Origin of the sequence: Bacillus sp. DU-106 (assembly GCF_004799705.1) — a bacterium.
GTDB classification, from domain to species: domain Bacteria; phylum Bacillota; class Bacilli; order Bacillales; family Bacillaceae_G; genus Bacillus_A; species Bacillus_A cereus.
Genome location: NZ_CP026607.1, coordinates 4,033,998 through 4,060,576 on the forward strand (window position 1 = coordinate 4,033,998; position 26,579 = coordinate 4,060,576).

Genomic DNA, 26,579 nt, shown 5'->3' on the forward strand with positions numbered 1-26,579 from the left:
CTATCATTCATGAATATACAATTAGTCCCTTGCTTTGTAAACTATAGAAACAATGACAATTCCACAAAATGAACTTGTCAGTCCAGATACTATTATACCTCCAATTTGGAAAATATGAAAATAGGGGTCTAGGAACGCATGCACGATAAATATAAAAGCTGTCACAATGATTATCGAAACCCAATACTTTCTTTTTTCTAAAGCTACAATCATATCTTTCCCTGTTTCATCTTTATACTTCCATAGTACGTATAATAGCAATAATAAGCCAACACATGTACTCCCATGTTGCATATATTTATACAATGGAATACTGTGTAATTCAATTTGTAACAATGCTATTTTCATAACGAAATAGCCTGTATTATGAGTAAATGCATCCAAAACGACATGCGTGAGCATACCGAATAATGCAGAATAGCAAAATACAAAGAATTCTTTCCAGGTATGTAGCCCCCACCTCTCATCTATTGCATATGAATAATAACCAGCAAACGGTTTAGGCAAATGCGTTATAAACGGCTTTTTTAAAATGTAATGATATATGTATGCGATTAGAAATACAAGCGGTAAATTTAAATATAAGAACCCAAGCCATGTATGGCCAATAACACCATAGGGTCTAAAGTGCAAAAAATATTCAAAGTCAGGCGCCATACTATATAAGAGCCGTTACTGAAATATGTTTAGAGTGCTTTTTCGCAAAAGGAAGAACTGCTGCTGGATGTGCAAATGTAAACGGCATACTTTAACTCCTTCTCACATTTTCAATAGAATACCATATATCATAACGAGAGAATGAATCTTCATGCAATATTTATTTTCACATTGGAATATGATAGTTTAAATGATATAATCCACATAAAATATTCAGAAAACAAGAAGGGATTCAGGTGTCATTAACACTTGTATTTGCTGCCTTTTTAAATTCAAAATCCGTTATGAATTGAGGTTTATATATTGATTGACGTACCCTTTTTACAAAATGTCACATTAAAAAAAGAAAATATCCCTAGTTTTTCCGCATATCCTTACTGCTTACCCGCTATTCGAACATTACAATCACTAGATTTCCATCCAAATGTAACATTCATTATTGGAGAAAACGGAACAGGTAAATCAACATTACTTGAAGGAATTGCAATTGCGTTAGGTTTTAATGCAGAAGGTGGAACGAAGAACTTCCGCTTTAGCACAAACGATTCCCATTCATCTTTACATGAATACCTTCGAATTTCAAAAAGTTTCAATACACCAAACGACGGTTTCTTTCTTCGCGCTGAATCATTTTATAACGTTGCTTCTTATATTGATGAAATAGATGCTGATAGAGAAGCACGTGGGAATCCGGTTATCAACTCTTATGGTGGTATCTCACTACACAAACAATCACACGGTGAATCATTCTTCTCATTATTTATGAACCGTTTTTCAGGACAAGGTTTATACATTTTAGATGAGCCTGAGGCAGCTTTATCACCAATGAGACAACTTTCCATGCTCATTCGAATGCACGAACTAGCTGAACAAGGTTCACAATTTGTTATCGCGACGCATTCTCCTATTTTAATGGCTTATCCTGAATCCACTATATATTCTTTAACACAAGAGGGAATTCACGAATCCACATTAGAAGAAACTGAGCATTACCAAACGACGAAACTTTTCTTTGAAAATCGCGATCGATTATTCCATCATCTATTTGAGTCGTAAAAAAAGAAGCAGCAATAGCTGCTTCTTTTTTATAGTGCTTCTATAAATAAGGCAACCCCGATACCGCCACCGACGCATAAAGAGGCAATTCCTTTTTCTAACCCACGTCTTTTTAATTCGTGAATTAAACTTACTGTAATACGAGCCCCTGTACAACCAATTGGATGCCCAAGTCCTACGCCACTACCGTTTACGTTCACTTTTTCACGGTCTAAGCCTAACTCTTTCTCTACAGCTAAATATTGAGCCGCGAAAGCTTCATTAATTTCAAGTAAATCTGCATCTTCCAATGACCAATCTACTTTTTCTAAACCTTTACGAATTGCTGGTGCTGGTCCAATACCCATAATTTTTGGATCTACTCCAGCTACTGAATATCCAACAATTCTAGCTAACGGTTGTAAACCTTTTTCTTTCGCTTTTTCTTCGCTCATTAATACTAGAACTGCACTCCCGTCATTAAGGCCAGATGCATTTCCAGCAGTCACTGATCCATCTTTACGGAACGCCGGCTTCAATCCAGCTAATTTTTCAGCTGTAATATCTGCACGTGGATGTTCATCCTTCGAAAATACAACTTCTTTTCTACGCTCTTTTATTGTAATAGGAACAATTTGATCGTCAAAGTATCCAGACTCGATTGCCTTCAGTGCCAATGTATGACTGCGAAGAGCAACTTCATCTTGTTCCTCTCTTGTAATTTCATATTGTTCAACTAAATTTTCCGCTGTTTCACCCATCATAATATGGTGAATCGGATCTTCTAACACTTCCCACACCGTATCACGAATTTCTCCGTGCTGTAGACGTTGTCCCCAGCGGTGCTGTTTCAATGCATAAGGGCTCGAACTCATCGCTTCTACCCCACCTGCAACAACAACATCACTTACACCTAATTGGATTTGCATTGCAGCTGACATAATTGCTTGCATACCTGAAGAACATTGACGTTGGATTGTATATCCCGTAACTGTGTCAGGAAATCCTGCCGCTAATGCAGCTGTTCTCGCCGTATTTGCTTCATCAGTTCTTTGAATACAATGACCTAAAATTACTTCATCAACTTCATGTGGTTCTACCCCGCCTCGTTTTACAGCTTCCTGAAGTACAGGAACAGCTAATTCTACTGGCGTTACATTTTTTAGCGCTCCTCCAAAAGTTCCAATTGGCGAACGAACTGCAGCTGTAATAACAACATTATGCATTTTGCACTTGCCCCTCTCTTATGTACCCTAGTCAGTTTTTAGGTGAAATTCCATAAGATGTATATCTATAACTATCATACTATAAACATACTAAAAAATCAAAATATTTAATATAATAAAAATAGAAGGAATTAACCTTCTATTCTGTCAGCGCATATAAAAACTTTTGTAAAATTTTCTCTGTCGTTTCATTCAATTTTGGCAACTTATCTACTGGAAAATATTGAAGTTTTAACCCTTCATGATCGAGCTTTAATTCCCCGCTCACATGATGTGCCTGATACAGATGAATAACATTGAAAATTTCATCGCCATTCGGATAACGGAAATATACTTCTTTTCCTGATAGAACACCAAGAAATTGCATTATTTTTGCAGTTAACCCCGTTTCCTCAAATAACTCTCTACGTGCAGTTTCTTCTGTCGTTTCGCCCAGTTCCATCGCCCCACCAGGTACACCCCAATCATATGTATCTGAACGATATTGAAGCAATACTTCTTGATTATCGTTTAATATAATAATTGCTGATCCTACGAGAATAAGCGGCCTTGTACCAACGACTTTTCGTAACTCTTCAATATACCCCATATGTAAATTCCCCTTTCCCTAACCTCCCTTATCATAACAAAATTTTGCTCTTTTTGTTCATGTAATTTTAAAGAAAAAAAGAAGCTTTCGCCTCCTTTTTTTCACCTTTATTTCTTAAAACTTTCATATTTTACAGCTTCAAAAGCTTCCTCAATTTCATCATTACGATAATGGACATATGTAAAACGCCCCAATTCTACTAATCTTGCTATTTCCTGTAACGCTTTATGCTGCTCATATGTTTCTTTCAGCTTAATATGTACATAAAACTTCATTAACGGATGTTCATATAAAGGTTCTCCCACCTCTACATATACATCTTCCACCCCTTGTACAACTCTTACATAACTTGCAAATTGATAAAGAGCTTCTCTGTCTGAAACGATTTTTAATGTATACATATATTCTCCCCCTTTTCTTTACTATATCAAAAAGATGATCACACTACGTTATAGAACTATGAAATTTTTTCGACTTGTCATCTATATATTCAATAAAGAAGGCGTTTATCCATACATGACATCTTTTCCCCACATATATTATAGGAAGAACTTTTTTTCAGTTGAGGTGTTCCTTATGGATCCATACGTCAATATATGTATTTGTATTACTCCCGGCGCCGATATTTCTGATGACCGAATCGCAAAAGATTTAGCTGTTGCAGAATCAATTTGGCACCCCATTACATTTCAAATTCAAGAAGTAATTGTATTAAATGAACTTTTCCGTTTTTTTGACCGTGAAATCAGTTATAAAAATTCCATTCAAAGTCAAGAAAAGCTGGCATCCTTTTTCCAAACATGTGTAAATGAAGCTCCTGAATGCGACCTTTATATTTGTTATATTGGCAGTGATTATTTCAAAGAAACAGCAGTAATTGCCTGCGCTTACTCTTTAGCAAAACAGCAACAACTTACCGGATATATCGTTTTAACAAACTCGGCTGCTCCTATGAAAAATATATATACGCTCGCTCACGAAATCGGTCATATTTTATTTACAAGACGTGTTCACGGAAAACTTACTCACGCAGATCCTCATTCCCCAACTGGCTCGGAGCACCATCCTTCTCCAACCAATCTTATGTATCCGATAGTCCCGCGCCCTGAAAATGTTCCTATTCAGTCTCTATTGACGAACGAACAAAAAACACTCTCTTTACAAAGCTCTTTATTGCAAAGAAAAAAACAGTAACCCTCATGTTACTGTTTAAAACAACTTATTCCAATCAACAAAACAAATCCCGGCTGCTAGAAATAAAAATAGACAACTAAAGGTAAATGTAATCCCTCTAAAAATCCCTATATAATATTTCTTTGGAAATAATTTTTGGTATATCCAGAGCAGCCGCTTTTTATTGAATTTCTAGTTCACACTTTTTCTTTCTTCAATTTTTAAAGACCATCTCATTAATCCATATATACTTCCATACATAAGTAATATCTTTGCAATTCCCCAAAATACATTTCTTTCTTCTAAGTCTTTAAATAAGAACATAATCGCAAGAGGAACAATTAGTACCAAAACACCCATCCAACCAAGAACATATACTTCACCAATAAGAAGTAATAAAAATATACTTACTGCTAATATATATGTCTGCATTGTCGACAATTGTAAAATTGGCGTCCCATACCATTTATTCATAAACATTAATAACACTAATAATAAAATAGGTATCATTACTATTACATAAATAATTCCAAACTCTACTAATTTACTTTTAAAAGAAGACATTCTAAACGCAAAAACCGTTCCAATAATTGTAATAATTAAAACGATAGGATAACCAATTACCTGTACATTTGTTAACGTAAATTGTTGATTCGGATTTCCAAATAAAATATTGGTTAGTAACCAATACCCACCTATCCCAATAATCATTCCTAAAACACTCTTTATACTTCCGCCTTTATCCTTCTCCATCTCTTTCGCTAATTCTTCCGCATACTCTTTTGGCGAATCACCAAATATATTACTTACCGTTTTTCCTTCTTTCTCACCTTCAATTAAATGAAGTTCTGCATCTTCTAAAAAAGCGTCAACATCTTCCTCTTTAATTCCTTTTGTTATTAAATATACTTTCGTATCGATTAAGAACTTTTCTCCTTCTTTAGAAATCTGCATTATAGCCCCTCCCTTATTTAACCATTTCTCTTCTATTCGCCTTCATCATAATTTCAACAAAAATTAAAATAAATAAACTTCCGTATAAACATATAATTTGAAATAACATTGGAACAAGGTCTTCCGTTGTAAATGTTTTAAACACTAACATAATTGAAAGTGGAATGATTAAATATAAGTTTTTAAACCATCCTTCAAAATATATATTTATAGCTACTGTGATGATAAAAATCCCACCAGCCACTATATAACTTTGCACTTCGGTGAATGTGAGCATTTTTGTCGGATATATCACGTCTAATATCGTAACAGCTCCTAATAAAAACATTGGAGCGATCATAACTAAAGACCACATAGAAAACCATGTTTTTGTAAAACTTGTGACGAAGGCCATTTTGCGAAGTAGAAAATTAGGACCTATAACAACTAAAATCAATGAAAAACTATAACCGATACACTGAATAAGTGAAATCTGTAACATTCCATGATTCACTATTAAGATAGAAGCAATAATCCAAAACGATACGATATTCATTACTGTAAAACCAATTTGCTTCCACGTTTCCTGTCTATCTCTTTCCATTACTTTGACAAGTTCATTTGCATATTCTTTCGGTGAGCTTCCGAAAATATCTTCTACACTTTTCCCATCACTCTCACCCTCAATTAAATGGAGTTCCGCATCTTCTATAAAATTTTCAATATCGCTTTCTTTCACACTCTTTGCCGTCAAAAATAATCTCATATCTAACAAAAACTTTCGCGCTTCACTTGATAGCATTATTTTCTCCTTCCCTTCCCTTCAAGTAGACGTTCTACACTACTTTGCATCGTTTCCCAGCGATCCATAAATTCATCAAGTGCTTCCTCGCCTTTTTCTGTTAATGTATAATATTTTCTCTTTGGACCAGATGGAGATTCCTTCATTACGCTTGTTATTAGTCCTTCTTTTTGCATTCGTATTAATAACGGATAAATACTTCCCTCACTCGCCATTGTAAAACCATACTTCGCTAGCTTTTCACTCATTTCATAACCGTATATTTCGCCTTCAGAAATAATAGCAAGTAAGCATCCTTCTAAAATCCCTTTCAGCATTTGACTTGTCGACATAATTCAAATCCTCCTACTACCTTGCTTTACAAAATAGTATAGCAAAGACTATTTTGCAAAACAAGATAGCTAACGATATTTTTCTAAATGTTTGCAGGAATTTCATTATAGCTTCTCTAAATAGAGCACTATGAAAACTTTATTATGAAGGGATGTTTTTCATCATGGTTACAAATCGAGTTGTCTTTTTAACAGGTGCTGCAAGTGGCATTGGTTATGAAATGGGAAAGGCTTTTGCAAAAGAAGGTGCAAAAGTTGTGATTACCGATCGGCTTGAAGAACGTGCAAAAGAAGCTGCTGAACAATTACAAAATGAAGGTTTTCAAGCTATCGGTTTAAAATGTGACGTTACATCTGAAGAGGAAATTACAGCAGCAATTTCTCAAACAGTTGATCATTTCGGTTCATTACATATATTAATTAACAACGCAGGAATGCAACACGTTTCACCCATTGAAGACTTTCCAACTGAAAAGTTCGAGCTACTAATTCAAATTATGCAAATTGCTCCGTTTATTGCAATTAAGCATGCCTTTCCGATTATGAAACAACAAAAATATGGTCGTATTATTAATGTCGCTTCTATTAACGGCCTTGTCGGGTTTGCTGGAAAAGCTGCCTACAATAGTGCAAAACATGGCGTAATTGGATTAACAAAAGTTGCCGCTTTAGAAGGTGCTACGCATGGTATTACTGTTAATGCCCTTTGCCCTGGTTATGTTGATACCCCCCTTGTACGTAATCAACTACAAGACTTAGCTACTACACGAAATGTACCACTTGAAAATGTTTTAGAAGATGTTATTTATCCACTCGTTCCACAAAAGCGCTTATTACAAGTACAAGAAATTGCAGATTATGCGATGTTTTTAGCGAGTGAAAAAGCTAAAGGTATAACTGGTCAAGCTGTCGTTATCGATGGTGGTTATACCGCTCAATAAAAATAAAGTTTGCTCAATAAGAGCAAACTTTATTTTTTATCCCGAGGATCTTCGTACTTTAGTAATTGCCGCGGGAGCTTCTCAATTGCAACAATTACCCCCTCTAATTTACTTTCAATACGGTGGAGTAAATATAATGTTACAACAATCGGAAACCCTACATTACCTATCATCTTGATCCACTCTTCCACCCTCTTCCCCTCCTTTCATTATATAAGTAAGAGAAAACACTGCATTTAGGCATAAAAAAACAAGCTATTATGTATTAGCTTGTTTTTCAAATAATGATGCAATTTCTCGTTTATAATCCCCGCGTATAATACCTTTCTCAGTAATAATTCCTGTAATTAATTCATTCGGCGTTATGTCAAATGCTGGATTATAAACATCCGTTCCAATTGGTGCTACTTGTTTTCCAAAGATTTTCGTAACTTCTGTTTCATCTCTTTCTTCAATAATAATTTCGGCTCCAGTTTCTTTCGTAACATCAAATGTTGACAGTGGCGCAGCAACGTAAAATGGGATATTAAAGTACTTTGCTAAAATAGCTAAATTCATTGTCCCTATTTTATTGGCTGTATCTCCATTTGCGACAATTCGATCCGCCCCCACAATAATTGCGTTTATTTCTTTCGTTTGAATAGCATGAGCTGCAGTATTATCTGTTATAAGGGTCACATCAATATTTGCTTGCTTCAATTCCCACGTCGTTAAGCGACCACCTTGTAAAACTGGTCTCGTTTCACACGCATATGCATGTAAACGCACACCTTTCTCTTTTCCAATATAAAAGGGAGCTAATGCAGTTCCATATCTGGCAGTTGCGATACTTCCAGCGTTACAGATTGTTAAAATATTATCGCCATCTTTAAAACATGTTAACGCATATTCCCCAATATTTCGACACACCTCTTCATCTTCCTGTTGAATGCGAAGCGCTTCTTCTTCTAATATTTTTTGTGCTTCTTTTATTGTAGTAATCTCTCGAATAGATTCTCTCATACGATCAATTGCCCAAAATAAATTTACTGCCGTTGGGCGTGATGTCCCTAAATAGTTACAGTCTCTATTAAACTTCTTTTGAAATTCTTCGATATGTAAAGTATTATATTTTTTCGCTGCAAGCGCCAAGCCAAATGCAGCTACAATTCCAATTGCAGGCGCTCCGCGTACTTCTAACATTATGATACTTTTCCAAACCTCTTCAATAGTCGTTAATGTTTTGTATTCTGTGCTATGTGGCAATTTCGTTTGATTTAATACCGCAATTGCATCCCCTTTCCAACTTACAGATCTCGGAACAGTAACGATTGTACTCATGCTTTTACACCCCTTGAAACTGTCTGTTGAAATAATGTTCGAAACAGTTGAATATCAGCACTTTTAGATTCATATTTTATTAGTTCTTTTCCTAAGGATAGCGCTTGTTTCTTAGCTTGAATTCTTGTTTCTTTATTTTCTATTTCATCTAAATCTGCTACATGAGCTAAACCAATTGTTCTACGAATTAGTTCACATCCGGCAAATCCAACAGCATCAGTAAAGATATTTTGCAAAATAATTGGTAACCATTGTTTTTCTTTCGTATATGCTTCTACACCTTCTCCAATCCATAACTTTGTAAAAGTCTCTACAAAATAACTCCACGTCTTTTCTATATGGAAAAATAGTACACTTCTCTTTTCTTCTTCTCTAGATAACGCATTTAATAATAGATTTGCAATAAATTGACCTATGTCAAACCCAAATGGGCCATATGCCGCAAATTCTGGATCAATCACTTTCGTTTCAGAAGGTGACGAAAAAATACTACCAGTATGTAAATCACCATGAATAAGAGTTTCTTTTCTTGTTAAGAACTTATATTTATATTGTGCTACTTTTAGTTTTAAAGTTTTATCACTCCAAAGTTCATCAACCACGAGCTGTAAATCTCGCTCATAATCATTTGTATCATAATGCCCAAAAGGATCTGTAAACACTAAATCCTCTGTAATTTTACAAAGGTCCGGATTTACAAAGGTACCTTCTAGTACCCTTTTCTCTTTTGACTGTAAACCAAAATCTGAAGTGTAAAATAAAACATGTGCTAGAAAACGACCAATATGCTGGGATAAAAGCGGATATTCTTCTCCGTCTATTAATCCTTTTCTTGTAATTGTTAGTCTTGATAAGTCTTCTATTACCGTTATCGCTAACTCTTCGTCATGACTGTACACTACTGGAACATAATCCGGTACATACTGCGCAAAAATTTGTAATGCCTTGCTTTCAATCGTTGCTCTTTTTATAGACAATGGCCAGCTTTCACCAACTACTTTCGCATAAGGCAGTGCTTGTTTTATTATAATGGATTTCTCTCCATCATCTAATTTAAACACGTAATTTAAGTTTCCATCTCCAATTTCATGACAAATGACATTTGCCTTCTCTTCAAAATAGCCATGATCTTTCGCATATTGTACAGCTGTTATTTCTGTTAATGAATAATATCCCATCTTCTTCTCCCCCTTTTTAAATTCAGAGGTTTTTCTAACATAGAAAAACCTCTTTCCACTAAGAAAGAGGTTTGAAGTTTATCTTCTCCCCTCTTATCTGCCAGAAAGTTTTACTTTCTGCTGGAATTAGCACCGTGCCTTTTGGCGTAATAAACGCCCCATTTCACAATGGTATTACGGTCGGTTGCTGGGCTTCATCGGGCCAAATCCCTCCACCTGCTCTTGATAAGAGTTGTATAATTTTTTGAATTTTTAACTTTATGTTGAAGACTATACCAAGAATAAAAATCACTTGTCAACATTTTATTTGTATAATTCTGGACGGCGATCCGCAAAAACTGGAATTCCTTTACGTACTTCTTTAATTTTCTCGAATTCAAGCTCTCCAAATAAAATTGATTCCTCTTCATTCGCCTCTACTACAACTTCACCCCAAGGATCCACAATTAAAGAATGACCTGCAAACACATTATTCGGATCCTTCCCTGCTCTATTACACGCAACAACATAACACTGATTTTCAACTGCTCTTGCTTGCAATAGCAAACGCCAATGTGCTAAACGAACTAATGGCCATTCAGCTACAACAAATAATACTTTTGCCCCTTTAGCAGTATGAACACGCATCCACTCTGGAAAACGAATATCATAACAAATTGTTCCAGCGCATTCAACATCATCTAGCTTAAATTCGCCCGTACCATTACCAGCTATTAAATATTTATGTTCATCCATAAGCTGAAATAAATGTACTTTACTATATTCGTTGACTAACTGTCCTTCATTATTTACAACATACATCGTATTTGTAACGCCTTGCTCTGTTTGCTTTGCTATGGACCCACCAACAATATGTACATCATATCGCTTCGCCCATTCTATTAACTTTTCTTTCGTTTCCACTCCATCCCTATCTGCAATTTCAGAAAGTCTCGTTAAATCATATCCTGTTGTCCATAGTTCTGGTAAGACGATAACATCTGGCCTTTCCTTCATAGCTTCACTTATTTTATTTTTAGCATTCTCAATATTTTTTTCTACATCTCCAAAAACAATATCCATTTGAATACATGCGACTTTCATTTTTTCAGCCCCATTCTTATTTTTCTCTTTACAAAATACTGGAAAGATTATATCATTTGTCACTAGAATTGTAACAACTTTCAAAAGAGGTGGAAAGTATGAAATTATTTCAACCTTCTGAGATAGTAACATCATTGCCAACACAATTTTTCGCTTCACTTGTTGCAAAAGTTAACAAAGTCGTTGCAGCTGGTCACGATGTTATTAATCTAGGTCAAGGTAATCCAGATCAACCAACACCGCAGCATATCGTAAAAGCTTTACAAGATGCTGCCGAAAAGACCATTCATCATAAATATCCGCCATTTCGCGGACATGAAAGCTTAAAGGAAGCCGTGGCTACATTCTATAAACGTGAATATGGCGTCGAATTAAACCCAAAAACTGAAGTTGCTATTTTGTTTGGTGGGAAGGCTGGACTAGTAGAATTACCGATTTGTTTTACAAATCCTGGTGATACGATTCTCGTTCCGGATCCAGGTTATCCAGATTATTTATCCGGGGTTGCTTTAGCAAAAGCACAATTTGAAAGAATGCCACTTATTGCAGAAAATAACTTTTTACCAGATTATACGAACATTGATGACTCTATTGCAGAGCGTGCAAAATTAATGTTTTTAAACTATCCAAATAATCCTACCGGTGCTACTGCATCAAAAGATTTTTTTGATGCAACCATTCACTTTGCTAATAAACATAATATATTAGTTGTTCACGATTTTGCTTATGGCGCTATCGGATTTGATGGTCAAAAACCTGTTAGTTTCTTGCAAGCAGATGGTGCGAAAAATATAGGAATTGAAATTTACACATTATCAAAAACTTTCAATATGGCTGGCTGGCGCATCGCTTTTGCTGTAGGGAATGAAAGTGTGATTGAAACAATTAACCTATTACAAGATCATATGTATGTTAGTATATTCGGTGCAGTTCAAGATGCTGCTCGAGAAGCGCTATTAAGTTCACAGTCTTGTGTAATAGACCTTGTAAATAGTTACGAATCTCGAAGAAACGCTCTTATTTCAGCCTGTCACTCAATTGGTTGGAATGTAGACATTCCAACAGGATCATTCTTTGCATGGCTTCCCGTTCCAAAAGGATATACCTCTGAGCAATTTTCTAATATTTTACTAGAAAAAGCACATGTCGCAGTTGCTCCTGGTGTTGGATTTGGTGAGCATGGCGAAGGGTATGTCCGTGTTGGTCTCTTACATACAGAAGATAGATTACGAGAAGCCATTAATCGAATTGATAAATTAAATTTTTTCAAAAAGTAATTGACAACACGAAAAATATCTGACAAAATTCAGTTATCTTAAAAATTTAAACATTTCTAAATACTTCTTATCAAGAGCAGGTGGAGGGACGAGCCCGACGAAACCCGGCAACCGATCTACAATTGTAGACACGGTGCTAATTCTCGCAGCATTACGCTGACAGATAAGGAGCTGGTTGTAAAAAAACCTCTCCTTAGCTGAGAGGTTTTTTTATTTAACTAGGAGGTTATAACAATGAGCGGAATTATAGCGACGTATTTAATCCATGATGATTCACATAACTTAGAAAAAAAAGCTGAGCAAATTGCACTCGGTTTAACAATTGGCTCTTGGACTCATTTGCCACACTTATTGCAAGAACAATTAAAGCAGCATAAAGGCAACGTCATTCATGTTGAGGAATTAGCTGAACATGAACATACCAATTCGTATTTACGTAAAAAAGTAAAACGCGGAATTATTAAAATCGAATATCCGCTATTAAACTTCAGTCCAGATTTACCAGCGATTTTAACGACTACATTTGGAAAGCTATCACTTGATGGCGAAGTAAAATTAATTGACTTAACTTTTTCAGACGAGTTAAAAAAACATTTTCCTGGTCCAAAATTCGGGATAGATGGTATTCGAAATCTTTTACAAGTGCATGATCGTCCCCTTTTAATGAGTATTTTTAAAGGAATGATTGGACGAAACATTGGGTATTTAAAAACGCAATTACGCGATCAAGCAATTGGTGGTGTAGATATAGTAAAAGATGATGAAATATTATTTGAAAATGCATTAACACCACTTACGAAACGCATTGTATCTGGAAAAGAAGTTTTACAATCTGTATATGAAACATACGGACATAAAACGTTATATGCCGTAAATTTAACAGGACGAACTTTTGATTTAAAAGAAAATGCTAAACGTGCAGTGCAAGCTGGAGCTGATATTCTATTATTTAACGTATTTGCTTACGGACTAGATGTACTACAATCACTTGCAGAAGATGATGAAATCCCAGTTCCTATTATGGCACATCCTGCTGTAAGTGGTGCTTATTCAGCATCCAAGTTATATGGAGTTTCATCTCCATTATTACTTGGAAAGCTACTACGTTATGCTGGGGCTGACTTTTCATTATTCCCATCTCCATACGGAAGTGTTGCGCTAGAAAAAGAGGAGGCTCTTGCTATCTCAAAATATTTAACTGAAGACGATGCATCTTTCAAGAAGAGCTTTTCTGTTCCGTCTGCTGGTATTCATCCTGGTTTCGTTCCCTTTATTGTACGAGATTTCGGTAAAGATGTTGTTATTAATGCTGGCGGCGGGATACACGGACATCCAAATGGAGCGCAAGGCGGCGGTAAAGCTTTCCGTACTGCAATTGATGCTACTTTGCAAAATAAACCACTCCATGAAGTAGACGACATAAATTTGCATAGTGCACTACAAATATGGGGAAATCCCTCTTATGAGGTGAAATTATGAGTATTCAAGTATTTTGTGATTTCGATGGCACGATTACAAATAATGATAACATTATGTCCATTATGGAAAAATTCGCACCACCAGAAGCCGAAGAAGTAAAGAATAAAATTTTATCACAAGAACTATCCATTCAAGAAGGTGTTTCTCAATTATTTCAATTAATACCTACTAATCTGCACGATGATATTATTCAATTTTTAATAGAAACTGCTGAAATCCGTAGTGGTTTTCATGAGTTTATACAATTCGTAAAGGAAAATAACATTTCTTTTTACGTGATATCAGGTGGAATGGATTTCTTCGTCTATCCACTCTTACAAGGAATCATTCCAAAAGAGCAAATTTATTGTAATGAAACAGACTTTTCAGCAGAGTTTATTACAGTTAAATGGCCCCATTCTTGTGATGATCATTGTCAAAATCATTGCGGATTATGTAAATCATCATTAATCCGTAAATTAAGTGATACAGATGACTTTCATATTGTAATTGGAGATTCTATTACTGATTTACAAGCCGCGAAACAAGCTGATAAAGTATTCGCTCGCGATTTTCTTATTACAAAGTGTGAAGAAAATCATATTGCTTATACACCGTTTGAAACATTTCAAGATGTGCAAGCTGAATTAAAACTTTTGTTGGAGGTGAAGGCATGAAACAACTTTTTCGTCAATGGTATGACTTAAGCGAGATAAAAAAAGAGTTAACAACACGAAATTGGTTCCCAGCAACAAGTGGTAATATTTCTATAAAGGTTAGTCATGAACCACTTACTTTTCTTATTACGGCAAGCGGTAAAGATAAAACAAAAACCACTCCAGATGATTTTCTATTAGTAGATCATGTAGGAGTTCCCGTTTTAGAGACTGAATTACGCCCTTCAGCAGAAACAATATTGCATACACACATTTATAACAATACGAATGCCGGTTGCGTACTTCATGTTCATACAACCGATAATAATGTCATCACAAATTTATATAGTGATGCAGTCACCCTTCAAAATCAAGAAATTATTAAAGCTCTCGATATTTGGGAAGAAGGTGCAACCATTCACATTCCTATTATCGAAAACCATGCCCATATCCCAACACTTGGAGAAAACTTCCGAAAGCATATACAAGGAGATTCGGGTGCAGTATTAATCCGTAACCACGGTATTACCGTATGGGGCCGAGATAGCTTTGATGCAAAGAAGAGATTAGAAGCTTATGAGTTTTTATTCCAATTTCATATAAAACTATTATCAATTCAAGGAGGCGTTTCTAATGGCGCAAATTCGTATTCATGAAGTAAATACTCGTATTGAAAATGAAGTGGAAGTATCTAAATTTCTACAAGAGGAAGGCGTTTTATATGAGAAATGGAATATTTCTAAACTTCCTACTCATTTAAATGAAAATTATTCGTTAACAGATGAAAACAAAGCTGAAATATTAGCTATTTTTTCAAAAGAAATCGCTGATGTTTCAGCACGTCGAGGTTATAAAGCACATGATGTAATCTCACTTTCAAGTAGCACACCTAACCTTGACGAATTATTAATTAATTTCCAAAAGGAACACCATCATACAGATGACGAAGTTCGCTTTATCGTCAGTGGTCACGGCATTTTCGCTATTGAAGGTAAAGATGGGAAATTCTTTGATGTTGAACTTGAGCCAGGCGATTTAATATCTGTTCCTGAAAATGCAAGACATTATTTTACCTTGCAAGATGATCGCCAAGTTGTAGCTATTCGTATTTTTGTGACAACTGAAGGCTGGGTTCCAATCTATTAAGGTAGTTAGTTGAATAAAAGGACTTGGACCCCCTTTTCCAAACTTTTATTCACTCTACATATATACATCCTCCTATGGAAAAGGCTTATTTCATTTTGAAATAAGTCTGATTTTTTATTTACTTGAAAGTACCATTTCATCACAAATTTACACCTTAATTTTTCAAGTGCATTTTTCGAACATTTTTTGAACATTTATTGAATTTTTTCTGAAAATTCTGTTTTATATGTGATATACTACAATTAACTTAGAAGGAAAATAATATCGCAAACAGAGGGGGATAATCATGAGCTTACTTATCGCACTTATACTTGGAGTTACATGTGGAGCATTTCCTGTTATTTTAGGAGCTATTATGGAAGAGTTAGAAATTGGTGTTTTAGGATTTGTCGCATCTTGTGTAAGCGCTTTATTATTTGGTTTATTCGGCGCTATTCCTGTTTCAATTCTGTGTGCTTTTTATATAATACGCCATGCTCGTACAAAACAATTTGGTCCTAATCACATCGCACAAATTATCCCGTTCCCGGTTGAACGATGCCGACGCGCTTCTAACTTATAATTATAAAAATTAAAGATGACTAAATAAATAAAAGTCCTCAAATGAGGACTTTTATTTATTTTCTTCTAGAAATTGAAACAATTCTTGTAGATGTAGGGCATCTTCACCATAGCTAACAGATACATGAAATATACCATCAATCTCAGCTTGCATATAAAGATCCACTCCATCACGATCATATTTCAATGCCAAATAAAACTCCATTTCTTCTAACATCTTTTTTGAGGTTCGAATTACATAATGTCCCTTCTCATCTCTTCCATATTCAAATTCTGGTTCAAAATCATATTTTTGTTTAAAAGCTTCTTTTTGTTTTTCATTAATTTGCATACAAGTAGCTCGCTGTACAGTATCAATCATCTCATCAAACTTTTGAAGGTCCACCTCGTTTACCCCCTTATATATTTTTTATATAGTACTTGTGTTCCACTATTTTCTTCGCCATCCTTAATTAACTCTTCATACAATTCTTTCGCCAAACTTAAGCCTGGGACTGGTAATTGTAATTTTTCTGCTTCCTCTAAAGCAATTTTCATATCTTTCATAAAATGCTTTACATAAAATCCTGGCTCAAAGTCTCCTTTTAACATTCGAGGAGCTAAATTACTTAATGACCAGCTACCTGCTGCCCCTGTTGAAATACTCTCTAACACTTTATCTGGATTCAGTCCAGCCTTCTTCGCGTAAGCAACAGCTTCACATACTCCAATCATATTGGAAGCAATCGCAATTTGATTGCACATTTTTGTATGTTGTCCACTCCCAGCTGGTCCTTGTAATTGAATGTTTGTTCCTAACTTTTCAAGTAAAGGTAAGCATCTATCATATATTTCTTTCTCCCCACCTACCATAATTGCGAGTTTTGCTTCTTTCGCACCAACATCTCCTCCTGAGACAGGTGCATCTAACGTATATATATTTTTGCTTTTTGCAACTTCATTAATCCGTTTTGCTAAAGTAGGTGTAGATGTCGTAAAGTCAATTGCTATCATACCTTCTTTGGCATGTTCTATAATTCCTTCTATACCAAAATACACTTCTTCTACATCATGTGGATATCCAACCATTGTCATTACAATATCAACTTGCTTTACTAACTCTTTTGGCGTATTACACCAATTTGCACCATCTTGCACTAAAGAATCTGTTTTTGCTTTCGTTCTATTATATACATATACTTTATGACCATCTTGCATTAAGTGATAAACCATACTTTTTCCCATTACGCCAATACCAATGAAACCTATTGATAAAGTTTTATGTTCCATTTTCTCATCCCCTTTGTTCTAATAAATCATTTACCATCTTTCGGAACTCTTTATTAAAGTCATCATCCATACTATTTTTCACATTTGAAAATAAAATAACAAAAGTTCCTTTTTCTTTATTAAAATTATTGAAAGTGTTCCAACCAGATAATACACCATGATTATGAAAATAATCTGGATATATATAAAAACTAAATGCATATTTCCGTTCTGCTGAAGGTGAAAACATTGCTTGTATACTTTGTTCAGAAAGAAGTTTTCCATTTATAATTGCTTCGTCTAATTTCTTCATATCTCCAACTGTCGTATACATCTCACCACAACCATATAGCCAATCCATGCCTAACTTCTGCGCTGGTACAAGCTCTTGATCTTTTTTCACATAACCCTTTGTAAAATTTTTATCTCCAGGTACCATATTTCCCATACCGGATTCATGCATATCTGCTTTTACAAATATGTTTTCTTTTATGTAATCTCCTAAAGGTTTTTTCGATATATGTTCTATTATATAAGCAAGCACCATATAATTATAATCTGTATATCTCCAACCTGTTCCTGCAGGAAATTCTAAATTTTGACGTCCAATCCAATTAATTAATTGTAAGCGGGAAGCCGCATTAATATTGCCTTTTGCGTGTTCAGGTAAACCAGAGGTATGCGTTAATAAATGATATAGCGTAATATTTTTATTCTCCGGAAATGAAGGAATATATTTATTTACATTATCTTGAATATTCAATTTCCCTTGTTCTTGCAGCTGTAAAATAGATGTGGCAACGACTGTTTTCGTAATAGAACCGATACGATATTTTGTTTGAGGCGTATTTTCTATTTTATTTTGAACATCAGCATACCCATATCCTTTATTCAATATAACATGCTCTTTATCTGTTACCAAAACTGTTCCATTGAATTGCTTTCCGACTAAATATTGATCTAATTTTTGAGATATGCTAGCATAATCAATTTGTTGCTCTTCTTTTTCTTCTATATTCCCTTGTACTTCCGATTCAATAGTAGGATTCACTTTAGTTGTTAATACAGTGTTTTCCTTTATATTGGGGCTAACAAGAAAATAGTATACTCCGCCGCCAACTATAGCAGACAGTGAAGCCACCACCATTACTTTTTTTATCATATTGATCCTCCATAATTCCTTCGCTAAAAATTGTCCCCCTATTCTATTATCAAACAATAAAAAAAAATCGCAACAATTTGTTGCGAAAAATCACATTTTTTCTTTTCTATACACACATACTTGATTCTTTCCATTTTTTTTCGCTTCATATAATGCAATATCCGCTCGTTGCATTAATTCTTCTCTTGTAGTTCCTTGTTCATATAACGCAACCCCAAAGCTAGCTGTTAACTTCGAAATTCCAGTGAATTGCTTTGTTTCAATGAAGAATCGTAATGATTCCGCAACTTGAAATGCTTCCTTTTCTACTGTATTTGTCACTAATATAATGAATTCTTCCCCTCCCCATCTTGCAAATACATGTTGCTGCTCCACTTTAGATTTCATAAGCTCTGCAAGTTGTATTAATGCCAAATCGCCAAAATCATGACCATATGTGTCATTAACTGTTTTAAAATTATCTATATCAAATAAAATAATTGCTATTTTCTCATCATTACGTATTACCTTTTCCCATTCTACCTCTAGTATTTGTTGAAACTTTAAACGATTATAAATCTCTGTCAATGAATCTATCATAGCAAGTCTTTCTTGTTCTTGATAGATTTCATCTAATTCTGTAATTTCCGTGCACTTTACAATAAATCTTGATAAATCTTCTGGCAATGGTGTCGCACGTAATAGAAAAGTAGATACTGCCCCTTCATAATTTGACATCTTAATTCTTCTACCGCTTGATAAAGTATCGTCTAGCCATGTTATATCATGCGTCGTCGAGTAGTATCCATTTTCTCTAATAAAATGTTCAGCAAATACTAAATGTTGCTCGCGATAGGCAAACAAATTTTCATATCCGAAAAACGTTAAAAAATTTGTATTACAATCAACAATTTCATCATCTTCTACTATAAATAATAAATCATTTTGAAAATCAAACATCGTTTGAAGCAGTTCCTGTTGTAAACTAACTTGCCTTACTAAAGAAAGTTGATACAAACTCTTATTCACTTCTTCTAACACTGCTTGCGGAGTTACAGGGGCTATTACAATATTACGTATTCCTAATGCAAGTACATCTGTAAATTCCTTTGTTATTTGTTGATCCCAAATGACAATGAATGTACTTTGCGAGGTATACATATTCTTTATATATTTTATTTGAGAATAATCTGTTACATACATAATTATAATGTGCGGTTTCGTTCTTTGAAATAATAGTTCGCCCTCTTCAAAACTATTTGCTATAAACATACATTTTGGATGGATATTTTCTATCGTTTGTTGATGTTTACATCCATTTTCTATATAAAGGACATTTAACTGCAGATCTTGTAACACATTTTGGAAAACCGTATTCTCTAATAAAAAATGTAGTATGTTCATCACTAGTCTTCACTCACTTCATATATCTTGTTCTACTGAATTCCTCACAAACATTTTTAAAAGACTGTTCTCCAATAAACTTTAATTTGTGAGAAATACATATTAACAAGCTAATTGAGAATGTTATCTTCCCTTTTCACTCTATAAATTCCTTTTTTAGTGTATGATTATAGGAATTATATCGTTTGTATGAATGCCCTAGCTTATTCCTTAAAACTTGACAATTAAAATAAAGATATTATATTCTTAAATTCGATAACTTACAAAATGTAAGTAATATACATTGCGTTTTCCCGATAATTTTATATACAATTTGGAGGATATATTATGACAAACGACAACTTTTTTAACGTTCTATATGAACGCACATCTACACGTGCATTCAACCCAAATAAAGAAATCTCATCTACAGAATTACATGAGATTTTAAAAGCAGCAGCACAAGCACCTTCCGCTTGGAACTTACAACACTGGAAATTCCTTGTTTTTCAAGGTGAAGATGTACAAAAACGATTACACCCAATAGCTTATAACCAACAACAAATTCTTGATGCTTCTGCAGTAGTCGCTATTTTAGGTGATTTAGAAGCTTATAAAAATGTTGAGCCAGTATATGGTCCAATTGTAGAACAAGGATTTATGAAAGAAGAAGCAAAAGAACGCTTAGCTAAAAATATTGAATCTGCATATGCTCGTGAACAATTCCCAAGAGATGCTGCCTTTTCAAATGCATCTTTAGCAGCAATGCAACTTATGCTTGCAGCTAAAGCAACTGGTTGGGATACTTGTGCTATTGGTGGCTTCAATCCACAAGCACTGACAGACGAATTTAACGTTTCATCTCGTTACGTTCCAATTATGCTTATTACAATTGGTGAATCAACTTTAAAAGGCCACCCTGCACCTCGCATGAGCGTAGAGCAAGTAAGCGAGTGGGCAAAATAATAAAAAACGAAGGCAACTACATTGCCTTCGTTTTTTTATTCCCTGTCATACTTTTGTAATATTACTACAAATCATTCGACATTTATACTTATGGAAAAGTATATTCTATTCCCTTCTCATAAATAAACGTGACGTTTCATGTCGAATTTTGTTAAGGCGTTGAAATATACCCGTGTATTTTTGTTACAATTGTGATACAATGATAACAAATAGATAACAAGAGAGGGATTTTCATTGAGTTCATACGGAAGCTTTATCGCACTTTTATGTTACATAGTAACTGTACTGCTTCTATATTTTATTGGTGATGCCGCAAACATCTCCATTTTACAATTTCCAAAAGAAGAAGCATTCCAATTAGAATCAGAAAAACATACTGCACGATCCATTGTACCACTACTCCTAGCTCTTCCTGTATATATCATCGTTTTATATAAAAGTAAAAAAGTGTAAAGGCTACCCATTTCATTTATTTCGGTGGTTTTTACATTTTTTTGTTATATTCCACCTATTTTAAACATCATTCCATACTAAACACCCAGCTAGTCATTTAAAATGAGAAAATCCCCTAGAAAAAATTCCACTCTCTGTCCAGTCACTAACTACCGAACTTACATAGATTATAAGTGTGAAGGGGGTGATGAGGATTATGTTTGGATCATTTGGATGCTGTGATAACTTTAGAGAATGTCATCATCATGAAAGAGAGCGCGACCATCGCGAGAAAGAGAGAGAGAGAGAGGTTAGACCACAACAACCAGCTGTATGTAACGTACTTGCTAGCATTTCAGTTGGAACAGAACTTTCTCTTTTAAGCATTAGAGGTAATGGTACTTTCAACAATGTAATTTTTGAAGGTTTCGCTAACGGTGTTGCTCTTTTCTCTGCTTTAGCTCGTAATGACAAAGACAACAAAGATAACAATAAAGACGATAAGAACAATCAAAATCGAAATACTTTTACTGGTATTTTACGTGTATGCCCAACTGATATCGTTGCAATCGCTATCTAATTCTGTCTCTTATCCTCGATAGTAAGCAAATAAGATTTACTTTTCTCATAGAAAAAACCTGAGACCGATTTCAAATCGACTCAGGTTTTTTTATTAATTAGATGCTTTTAACCAGTTCAACAACTTCTTCAGCAGTTGACATCATTAATGCTTTTTCTGCTAATGTTTCCATTTCTGCTTTTGACAACTTGCTTAGCTGTGTTCTTGCAGGAAGAATAGATGTTGCACTCATACTGAACTCATCTAACCCTAATCCTAATAGTAATGGGATAGCAAGTGAATCGCCCGCCATCTCACCACACATACCAGCCCATTTTCCTTCTTTATGAGCAGCATCGATAACCATTTTTACAAGACGTAAAATAGATGGGTTATATGGTTGGTATAAGTATGATACTTGTTCGTTCATACGGTCTGCAGCCATTGTGTATTGGATTAAATCATTTGTTCCGATAGAGAAGAAGTCAACTTCTTTCGCGAATTGATCTGCTAATACTGCTGAAGCTGGGATTTCAACCATCATACCAACTTCAATAGAATCAGAAACAGTTGTACCCGCTTCTACAAGTTTCGCTTTCTCTTCTAATAAAATTGCTTTCGCTTGACGGAACTCATCAAGAGTTGCAATCATTGGGAACATAATTTTTAAGTTACCGTATACGCTAGCACGAAGTAATGCACGAAGTTGTGTACGGAACACATCTTGCTCATCAAGACATAAGCGAATTGCACGATATCCTAAGAATGGATTCATTTCTTTTGGTAAATGTAAGTATGGAAGCTCTTTATCTCCACCGATATCAAGTGTACGAACAACGACTGGTTGACCTTCTTTTACACCTTCAAGAACTGCTTTATACGCTTCGAACTGCTCTTCTTCTGTTGGAAGATTGTCACGGCCCATGTATAAGAATTCTGTACGGTATAAGCCAACGCCTTCTCCGCCATTATCGATAATACCTTGTACATCATTTGGTGTTCCGATATTTGCAACAAGCTCAACGTGATGTCCGTCACTTGTTACAGTAGCTTGGTCTTTTAATTTAGCCCATTCAGCTTTTTGCTCTTCAAATTTCGCTTTCTTTTCTTCAAACGAACGAAGAGTTTCTTCTGATGGGTTTACAATTACTTCTCCATCTAAACCGTCAATGATAACGATATCGCCATTTTGGATTTTCTCCATAACAACTTTTGTACCAACAACAGCTGGAATTTCCATAGAACGAGCCATAATTGCTGAGTGAGATGTACGTCCACCGATATCAGTAGTGAAACCTTTTGCATACTTACGGTTTAACTGAGCTGTATCAGATGGTGTTAAATCTTCAGCAATGATGATTACCTCTTCAGAAATTGTACCAGGATTTGAGAAGTTAATTCCTAGTAAATGTGCAAGAACGCGTTTTGTTACGTCACGAATGTCCGCAGCACGTTCTTTCATATATTCGTTATCCATGTTTTCAAACATAGAAATAAACATTGATGCAACTTCATCCATTGCAAATTCAGCATTTACTTTTTCGCTATTTACTTTATCTTTTACTGGGTTTACTAGTTCTGGATCATTTAACACTAATAAATGTGCTTCAAAGATTGCAGCTTTGTCAGCACCTAGCTCAGCAAATGCGTGGTCCTTAATAGCTTCTAATTCAGTTTTTGCTTTCTCAAGCGCAGCGTCTAAGCGTGCAATTTCTGCAGCTTCGTTTGTAATTGATTTCTTTTCGATGTTAAATTCAGGATTTTCAAGTCTGAAAGCCTTTGCAATAGCAATCCCACTTGATGCAGCGATCCCTTGAATGTTAAGAGTCATTATTCTCCTAATCCTTCGTTTTTCATAGTTTCTTCGATAGCTGCTAGTGCTTGAGCTGCATCATCACCATTTGCAGTGATTTTAATTTCTGCGTTTTGTTGAATGCCTAAAGACATAACGCCCATGATTGATTTTAAGTTAACGTTCTTTCCGTTATACTCTAAGTTAATATCAGAACCGAATTTGCTTGCAGTGTTTACAAGTAGAGTTGCTGGACGAGCATGAATTCCTGAGTCGCTAGTTACTTTAAAGATTTTTTCCATGATAATTTATCTCCTTTAAATTACAGTATTTTTTAGTTGTATAGACGTGAGTACTACATCATCTATTGTATATAATAGGCGATGTTCGGTCAACCACATCGCCTATTATAATTATAAACATTTTGCGTCAAATTCCTACTGAATGTCAATAATAGCGGTTTCGCCCTTCTTAACATTTCCATCTTTTTTCAATTCGACTTGTTGCCCTTGTTGTAAGTTTGTAAAGACAATTGGTGTAATGATAGATGGTGCATTTTCTTTTACAAATGCAAGATCTACTTTTAATAATGGTTGGCCTTGTTTCACCTTGTCGCCTTGTGCTACAAGCGCTTCAAAACCTTCACCATTTAATTTTACAGTATCAATACCGAAGTGAATTAAAATTTCTTTTCCGCCTTCAGATTGAATACCAATCGCATGTTTTGTAGGGAATACATTGACAATCTCACCGTTCACTGGAGAAACTACTGTTCCTTCAGTTGGCTCAATTGCAAATCCGTCTCCCATCATTTTTCCTGAGAATACTTGGTCAGGTACTTCTGTAATTGGTAAGATTTTTCCTTCGATTGGTGATACAATTGTTTCATTTTCATCAACTTTTTGAGGAGTTTCTTCCACTTTTACAGGTTCTTCTTTTTCAACATGAGGTGTACGACCTGACATAATATCATGAATTTGTGATTTTAATGTGTCAGATTTCGGTCCGAAAATAGCTTGAATGTTATTTCCAACTTCAAGTACACCAGCTGCTCCAAGTTCTTTTAAGCGGTCTTTGTTTACATTCTTTTGTTCGTTAACTTGAACACGTAAACGAGTAATACAAGCATCTAAAGAAGCAATGTTTTCTTTACCACCAAGTGCTACTAATACTTCACGAGGGAGTTCGCCTGCTTCTGCTTTTCCTGCGCCGTCATTTGCATTTGCCACTTCACGACCAGGTGTTTTTAGATTCCATTTACGAATTGCAAAGCGGAATCCGAAGTAGTAAATAACTGCTAGTACAAGACCAACAATAATTACCCACCACCATGCTGTACGGCCTGGTAGTACACCGAATAATAGGAAGTCAATTAAACCACCAGAGAATGTCATACCAATTTTAACACCTAAAATTTGCATTGTCATAAATGATAGACCAGCAAATACAGCGTGAATTCCGAATAATACTGGCGCTACGAATAAGAATGAAAATTCAAGTGGCTCTGTAATACCTGTTAAGAAAGATGTTAATGCTGCAGAACCTAAAATACCTGCTGCTAATTTTTTATTTTCTGGACGTGCTTCATGGTACATTGCTAAAGCTGCTGCTGGAAGACCGAACATCATGAACGGATACTTACCAGTTGTAAATGTCCCTGCTGTTAATTCTACACCGTCTTTTAACTGTGCCATAAAGATTTTTTGGTCACCACGGATTAATTCGCCAGCTGCATTTGTATACTGACCGAATTCGAACCAGAACGGTGAATAGAAAATGTGATGTAATCCAAATGGAATTAATGAACGTTCAATTAAACCGAATATAAATGCTGCAATTGTTCTATTTGCATCAATCATTTGATGTGAGAACGTGTTTAAGCCACCTTGAATGTATGGCCAAACGAAGCACATGATAATACCTACTATTAAAGAGAATGTTGCAGTTGCAATCGGTACGAAACGCTTACCTGCAAAGAAACCTAAGTATGATGGTAATTCAATATTGAAGTATTTATTATAGCAATATGCCGCTACTATACCGACGATAATACCACCAAATACCCCTGTTTGTAGCGTTGGAATACCTAATACGTTTGCATACGCTGGATCTGCAAATCCAATTTTTACTGGGTCTGCTCCAGAACTTGTTACTTTCACTAGCTTATCTACTTCTAAGAACACACTCATCGTTTTGTTCATAATTAAGTAGCCGACGAATGCTGCTAAACCAGCTACTCCGTCTCCACCAGCTAAACCAATTGCTACCCCAACTGCGAATAATAATGCAAGGTTAGCGAAAATAATATCACCAGATTGTTCCATAATTTTTGCAACCATTACGAACCAATCTGCTTTTAAAGCAGGAATAACATTTGTTAACTGTGGATTTTGAAATGCATTACCAAATCCAAGTAAAATACCTGCCGCCGGTAAAATCGCTACTGGAAGCATTAACGCTTTTCCGACTTTTTGAAGAACACCAAAGATCTTCTTAAACATGGAAACCCTTCCTCTCTTATCTATATTGATACCTTCCGACAAACGCCAAAAAGACATGAGGAAAAAAAGATAGAACGATAGCTATACAAAGGGTAGTATATCCCTTTCTCTAGCTTACATTCCTTACTTTTCTCCACTCATGCCTGATCGAATCAGTAACACGTGTCAAAAATAGGTTTACGTATAAGTT

General features: G+C 35.2%; 29 protein-coding genes, 2 pseudogenes and 2 riboswitches. Of the genes and pseudogenes, 12 read left to right on the forward strand and 19 right to left on the reverse strand.

The features are described from left to right. Nucleotides 1-21: 21 nt before the first annotated feature. Nucleotides 22-745, reverse strand: a pseudogene (locus C3Y97_RS20320) (DUF4184 family protein). Between the two features lie 215 nt (nt 746-960). Between C3Y97_RS20320 and C3Y97_RS20325 the strand changes: the two are divergent. Further along, nucleotides 961-1,713 (forward strand): AAA family ATPase, encoded by a 753-nt coding sequence (locus C3Y97_RS20325; RefSeq protein ID WP_000568006.1) that lies wholly within the window; start codon nt 961-963, stop codon nt 1,711-1,713. Between the two features lie 29 nt (nt 1,714-1,742). On the opposite strand, the gene C3Y97_RS20330 is transcribed toward C3Y97_RS20325, so the two are convergent. From C3Y97_RS20330 to C3Y97_RS20340, 3 genes are all read right to left on the reverse strand, one after another. After that, nucleotides 1,743-2,918 (reverse strand): acetyl-CoA C-acetyltransferase, encoded by a 1,176-nt coding sequence (locus tag C3Y97_RS20330; protein ID WP_000552078.1) that lies wholly within the window; start codon nt 2,916-2,918, stop codon nt 1,743-1,745. Nucleotides 2,919-3,057: 139 nt separating this feature from the next. Next, on the reverse strand, nt 3,058-3,507 hold the full coding sequence (locus C3Y97_RS20335) for an NUDIX hydrolase (protein ID WP_000540529.1): 450 nt from the start codon (nt 3,505-3,507) through the stop codon (nt 3,058-3,060). 107 nt (nt 3,508-3,614) lie between these two features. Beyond that, nucleotides 3,615-3,908, reverse strand: coding sequence for a DUF3928 family protein (locus tag C3Y97_RS20340; protein ID WP_000288330.1), 294 nt, complete (start codon nt 3,906-3,908; stop codon nt 3,615-3,617). A gap of 175 nt (nt 3,909-4,083) precedes the next feature. On the opposite strand from C3Y97_RS20340, the gene C3Y97_RS20345 reads away from it, so the two are divergent. Further along, nucleotides 4,084-4,701: an ImmA/IrrE family metallo-endopeptidase gene (locus C3Y97_RS20345; RefSeq protein WP_000371608.1), complete on the forward strand. Its 618-nt coding sequence runs from the start codon at nt 4,084-4,086 to the stop codon at nt 4,699-4,701. Between the two features lie 15 nt (nt 4,702-4,716). Here C3Y97_RS20345 and C3Y97_RS28200 read toward each other — a convergent pair. The 4 genes and pseudogenes from C3Y97_RS28200 to C3Y97_RS20365 all read right to left on the reverse strand — a co-directional run. Then, nucleotides 4,717-4,860, reverse strand: a pseudogene (locus tag C3Y97_RS28200) (DNA-binding protein); the annotation flags it as partial. 12 nt (nt 4,861-4,872) lie between these two features. Further along, nucleotides 4,873-5,634 carry a DUF1129 domain-containing protein gene (locus C3Y97_RS20355; protein WP_048655576.1) on the reverse strand — a complete coding sequence of 254 codons (762 nt, stop codon included), beginning with the start codon at nt 5,632-5,634 and terminating at the stop codon, nt 4,873-4,875. A gap of 13 nt (nt 5,635-5,647) precedes the next feature. Continuing rightward, the gene (locus C3Y97_RS20360) at nt 5,648-6,415 is read right to left on the reverse strand and encodes a DUF1129 domain-containing protein (RefSeq protein ID WP_000952886.1); all 768 of its coding nucleotides are present in this window, start codon (nt 6,413-6,415) and stop codon (nt 5,648-5,650) included. Further along, nucleotides 6,415-6,747, reverse strand: coding sequence for a PadR family transcriptional regulator (locus tag C3Y97_RS20365; protein WP_000107982.1), 333 nt, complete (start codon nt 6,745-6,747; stop codon nt 6,415-6,417). The genes C3Y97_RS20360 and C3Y97_RS20365 overlap by 1 nt, the downstream gene beginning before the upstream one ends. 164 nt (nt 6,748-6,911) lie before the next feature. On the opposite strand from C3Y97_RS20365, the gene C3Y97_RS20370 reads away from it, so the two are divergent. Continuing rightward, nucleotides 6,912-7,688: a 3-hydroxybutyrate dehydrogenase gene (locus tag C3Y97_RS20370; protein WP_000258428.1), complete on the forward strand. Its 777-nt coding sequence runs from the start codon at nt 6,912-6,914 to the stop codon at nt 7,686-7,688. A 29-nt stretch (nt 7,689-7,717) separates the two neighbouring features. Here C3Y97_RS20370 and C3Y97_RS20375 read toward each other — a convergent pair whose 3' ends face one another. From C3Y97_RS20375 to C3Y97_RS20390, 4 genes are all read right to left on the reverse strand, one after another. Further along, nucleotides 7,718-7,879 carry a YvrJ family protein gene (locus tag C3Y97_RS20375; RefSeq protein ID WP_000393336.1) on the reverse strand — a complete coding sequence of 54 codons (162 nt, stop codon included), beginning with the start codon at nt 7,877-7,879 and terminating at the stop codon, nt 7,718-7,720. Nucleotides 7,880-7,946: 67 nt separating this feature from the next. Then, a complete protein-coding gene (mtnA, locus tag C3Y97_RS20380; protein ID WP_000104604.1) occupies nt 7,947-9,008 on the reverse strand; it encodes an S-methyl-5-thioribose-1-phosphate isomerase in 1,062 nt (353 codons plus the stop codon). Beyond that, nucleotides 9,005-10,186, reverse strand: a complete 1,182-nt coding sequence (gene mtnK, locus C3Y97_RS20385) for an S-methyl-5-thioribose kinase (protein ID WP_000542684.1) — start codon at nt 10,184-10,186, stop codon at nt 9,005-9,007. The genes mtnA and mtnK overlap by 4 nt, the downstream gene beginning before the upstream one ends. A gap of 90 nt (nt 10,187-10,276) precedes the next feature. Continuing rightward, nucleotides 10,277-10,418, reverse strand: a riboswitch (SAM riboswitch). Nucleotides 10,419-10,489: 71 nt separating this feature from the next. Next, nucleotides 10,490-11,353, reverse strand: coding sequence for a carbon-nitrogen family hydrolase (locus C3Y97_RS20390; RefSeq protein ID WP_002204714.1), 864 nt, complete (start codon nt 11,351-11,353; stop codon nt 10,490-10,492). A 14-nt stretch (nt 11,354-11,367) separates the two neighbouring features. Here C3Y97_RS20390 and C3Y97_RS20395 point away from each other — a divergent pair, with 14 nt between their 5' ends. The 6 genes from C3Y97_RS20395 to C3Y97_RS20420 all read left to right on the forward strand — a co-directional run bounded on the left by C3Y97_RS20395 (nt 11,368) and on the right by C3Y97_RS20420 (nt 16,368). Continuing rightward, the gene (locus tag C3Y97_RS20395) at nt 11,368-12,546 is read left to right on the forward strand and encodes a pyridoxal phosphate-dependent aminotransferase (protein ID WP_000765518.1); all 1,179 of its coding nucleotides are present in this window, start codon (nt 11,368-11,370) and stop codon (nt 12,544-12,546) included. Nucleotides 12,547-12,610: 64 nt separating this feature from the next. After that, a riboswitch (SAM riboswitch) is annotated at nt 12,611-12,716 on the forward strand. A 64-nt stretch (nt 12,717-12,780) separates the two neighbouring features. Continuing rightward, entirely contained in the window at nt 12,781-14,025 is a 1,245-nt protein-coding gene (mtnW, locus tag C3Y97_RS20400) for a 2,3-diketo-5-methylthiopentyl-1-phosphate enolase (protein ID WP_000014181.1), read from the forward strand. After that, entirely contained in the window at nt 14,022-14,681 is a 660-nt protein-coding gene (locus tag C3Y97_RS20405) for a 2-hydroxy-3-keto-5-methylthiopentenyl-1-phosphate phosphatase (protein WP_000027461.1), read from the forward strand. The genes mtnW and C3Y97_RS20405 overlap by 4 nt, the downstream gene beginning before the upstream one ends. Then, the gene (locus C3Y97_RS20410; protein WP_000811341.1) at nt 14,678-15,316 is read left to right on the forward strand and encodes a methylthioribulose 1-phosphate dehydratase; all 639 of its coding nucleotides are present in this window, start codon (nt 14,678-14,680) and stop codon (nt 15,314-15,316) included. Before C3Y97_RS20405 ends, C3Y97_RS20410 begins: the two co-directional genes overlap by 4 nt. Next, a complete protein-coding gene (locus tag C3Y97_RS20415) occupies nt 15,294-15,806 on the forward strand; it encodes a 1,2-dihydroxy-3-keto-5-methylthiopentene dioxygenase (RefSeq protein WP_000057314.1) in 513 nt (170 codons plus the stop codon). Before C3Y97_RS20410 ends, C3Y97_RS20415 begins: the two co-directional genes overlap by 23 nt. A 286-nt stretch (nt 15,807-16,092) precedes the next feature. After that, complete coding sequence (locus C3Y97_RS20420) at nt 16,093-16,368, forward strand: hypothetical protein (RefSeq protein ID WP_000054659.1); 276 nt, start codon at nt 16,093-16,095, stop codon at nt 16,366-16,368. A gap of 51 nt (nt 16,369-16,419) precedes the next feature. On the opposite strand, the gene C3Y97_RS20425 is transcribed toward C3Y97_RS20420, so the two are convergent. The 4 genes from C3Y97_RS20425 to C3Y97_RS20440 form a co-directional block, all read right to left on the reverse strand. Beyond that, nucleotides 16,420-16,752: a DUF3909 family protein gene (locus C3Y97_RS20425; protein ID WP_000365619.1), complete on the reverse strand. Its 333-nt coding sequence runs from the start codon at nt 16,750-16,752 to the stop codon at nt 16,420-16,422. A 5-nt stretch (nt 16,753-16,757) separates the two neighbouring features. Continuing rightward, nucleotides 16,758-17,636: an NAD(P)-dependent oxidoreductase gene (locus C3Y97_RS20430; RefSeq protein WP_025687569.1), complete on the reverse strand. Its 879-nt coding sequence runs from the start codon at nt 17,634-17,636 to the stop codon at nt 16,758-16,760. Between the two features lie 4 nt (nt 17,637-17,640). Further along, entirely contained in the window at nt 17,641-18,777 is a 1,137-nt protein-coding gene (locus tag C3Y97_RS20435) for a serine hydrolase (protein ID WP_000592910.1), read from the reverse strand. Between the two features lie 90 nt (nt 18,778-18,867). After that, on the reverse strand, nt 18,868-20,160 hold the full coding sequence (locus C3Y97_RS20440; RefSeq protein WP_001023185.1) for a GGDEF domain-containing protein: 1,293 nt from the start codon (nt 20,158-20,160) through the stop codon (nt 18,868-18,870). Between the two features lie 327 nt (nt 20,161-20,487). On the opposite strand from C3Y97_RS20440, the gene C3Y97_RS20445 reads away from it, so the two are divergent. The 3 genes from C3Y97_RS20445 (at nt 20,488) to C3Y97_RS20455 (ending at nt 22,117) form a co-directional block, all read left to right on the forward strand. Continuing rightward, a complete protein-coding gene (locus C3Y97_RS20445) occupies nt 20,488-21,105 on the forward strand; it encodes a nitroreductase family protein (RefSeq protein ID WP_000180387.1) in 618 nt (205 codons plus the stop codon). Between the two features lie 234 nt (nt 21,106-21,339). Continuing rightward, nucleotides 21,340-21,558 (forward strand): hypothetical protein, encoded by a 219-nt coding sequence (locus tag C3Y97_RS20450; RefSeq protein ID WP_000100485.1) that lies wholly within the window; start codon nt 21,340-21,342, stop codon nt 21,556-21,558. A gap of 196 nt (nt 21,559-21,754) precedes the next feature. Beyond that, on the forward strand, nt 21,755-22,117 hold the full coding sequence (locus C3Y97_RS20455; RefSeq protein WP_000468041.1) for a DUF3915 domain-containing protein: 363 nt from the start codon (nt 21,755-21,757) through the stop codon (nt 22,115-22,117). A gap of 97 nt (nt 22,118-22,214) precedes the next feature. Here the strand turns inward: C3Y97_RS20455 and ptsP are convergent, their stop codons facing one another. The 3 genes from ptsP to ptsG all read right to left on the reverse strand — a co-directional run bounded on the left by ptsP (nt 22,215) and on the right by ptsG (nt 26,389). Continuing rightward, nucleotides 22,215-23,927 carry a phosphoenolpyruvate--protein phosphotransferase gene (gene ptsP, locus C3Y97_RS20460; protein ID WP_000174207.1) on the reverse strand — a complete coding sequence of 571 codons (1,713 nt, stop codon included), beginning with the start codon at nt 23,925-23,927 and terminating at the stop codon, nt 22,215-22,217. Further along, a complete protein-coding gene (ptsH, locus tag C3Y97_RS20465) occupies nt 23,927-24,190 on the reverse strand; it encodes a phosphocarrier protein HPr (protein WP_000411080.1) in 264 nt (87 codons plus the stop codon). The genes ptsP and ptsH overlap by 1 nt, the downstream gene beginning before the upstream one ends. Nucleotides 24,191-24,325: 135 nt before the next feature. Next, nucleotides 24,326-26,389, reverse strand: a complete 2,064-nt coding sequence (gene ptsG, locus C3Y97_RS20470) for a PTS glucose transporter subunit IIABC (RefSeq protein ID WP_000473178.1) — start codon at nt 26,387-26,389, stop codon at nt 24,326-24,328. Nucleotides 26,390-26,579: the final 190 nt, after the last annotated feature.